The organism is Protofrankia sp. Cj3 (assembly GCF_917627355.1).
Classification (GTDB): Bacteria; Actinomycetota; Actinomycetes; order Frankiales; family Frankiaceae; genus Protofrankia.
In genome coordinates this window covers 3,046-3,516 of the sequence record NZ_CAKJTR010000320.1, presented here as the reverse complement: position 1 = coordinate 3,516, position 471 = coordinate 3,046, and the positions used below count along the sequence as shown (strand labels likewise).

At 71.3% G+C, this 471-nt stretch carries 1 pseudogene; it reads right to left on the bottom strand.

Features of this window, described 5'->3' with window-relative positions:
- Window positions 1–441, bottom strand: a pseudogene (locus MJ783_RS23035) (hypothetical protein); the annotation flags it as partial.
- Between the last annotated feature and the right edge of the window lie 30 nt (window positions 442–471).

Below are 471 nucleotides of genomic sequence, written 5' to 3'. Positions count from 1 at the left end.
TGCCTGGTCCGCGCCCGCGACAACGGTGGTGCCGGTTCCAAAGCCCCGCTGCTCGGCGGCGGCCAGCCCGACCGGGTCGATCCGGCTGGTCACGCCGGTGTCGGTGTCGGTGACCAGGACGTTGGGCCCATCCTGGGTGACCGTGAGGTGATGTTCCCTGCCGCCGTTGATGGTCACGCTGGCGTCGGCTCGCCCGGATGGCCCGTTCACATGCGAGATGATCCCCTGGCTGCTGCTGACCAGCCATGCGCCGACGTCCCCCAGCCGCACGACGGCGGAACCCGCGCTCTGCCCCAGCACGATGACCGCCGATCCGCTGGCGAGCAGGAGCGCCAGCGGGACCGCGACCGCTCCGCGTGCCCGTGACCTGGCGAGCCGTGACTCGGCGAACCGTGACAGCAACCGTCGACGGGTTGACCGCTCGCTGCGAGTTCGCCTCATCGCCGTCCTTTCCGGGCGTGACCGACGTGC